Source organism: Bacillus sp. CGMCC 1.60114 (assembly GCF_042676365.1).
Classification (GTDB): domain Bacteria; phylum Bacillota; class Bacilli; order Bacillales; family Bacillaceae_G; genus Bacillus_A; species Bacillus_A rhizoplanae_A.
The window spans coordinates 1-545 of sequence record NZ_JBHTHG010000020.1 but is presented as its reverse complement, the minus strand read 5'-3'; the positions used below and the strand labels follow the sequence as shown (position 1 = coordinate 545).

At 53.0% G+C, this 545-nt stretch carries 6 tRNA genes; all 6 read right to left on the bottom strand.

The features are described from left to right. Nucleotides 1–3: 3 nt before the first annotated feature. A tRNA-Arg gene (locus tag ACFQZ1_RS08830) sits at nucleotides 4–77 on the bottom strand. Between the two features lie 3 nt (nucleotides 78–80). Further along, nucleotides 81–169: transfer RNA gene (locus tag ACFQZ1_RS08825), tRNA-Leu, on the bottom strand. 16 nt (nucleotides 170–185) lie between these two features. Further along, nucleotides 186–260: transfer RNA gene (locus ACFQZ1_RS08820), tRNA-Gly, on the bottom strand. 29 nt (nucleotides 261–289) lie between these two features. Then, nucleotides 290–370: transfer RNA gene (locus ACFQZ1_RS08815), tRNA-Leu, on the bottom strand. 17 nt (nucleotides 371–387) lie between these two features. Beyond that, nucleotides 388–463, bottom strand: a tRNA-Lys gene (locus ACFQZ1_RS08810). A 5-nt stretch (nucleotides 464–468) separates the two neighbouring features. Next, nucleotides 469–543: transfer RNA gene (locus tag ACFQZ1_RS08805), tRNA-Gln, on the bottom strand. Between the last annotated feature and the right edge of the window lie 2 nt (nucleotides 544–545).

The window sequence follows — 545 nt, the reverse complement described above, 5'->3', positions numbered from 1 at the left end:
AAGCGCGCCCGAGAGGACTCGAACCCCTAACCTTTTGATCCGTAGTCAAACGCTCTATCCAATTGAGCTACGGGCGCATATGGTGCCGAGGGCGGGGGTCGAACCCGCACGGTGGTCACCCACCGCAGGATTTTAAGTCCTGTGCGTCTGCCTGTTCCGCCACCCCGGCATGTCATATTGAAAATTGGAGCGGAAGACGGGATTCGAACCCGCGACCCCAACCTTGGCAAGGTTGTATTCTACCACTGAACTACTTCCGCAAGACATATATGACTTATTCAATTAAAAGTGCGGGTGAAGGGAGTCGAACCCCCACGCCAAAGGCGCCAGATCCTAAGTCTGGTGCGTCTGCCAATTCCGCCACACCCGCATATTTCATTTTAAAAATGGTGAGCCATGAAGGACTCGAACCTTCGACCCTCTGATTAAAAGTCAGATGCTCTACCAACTGAGCTAATGGCTCTTAAATGGCTGGGCTAGCTGGATTCGAACCAGCGCATGACGGAGTCAAAGTCCGTTGCCTTACCGCTTGGCTATAGCCCATC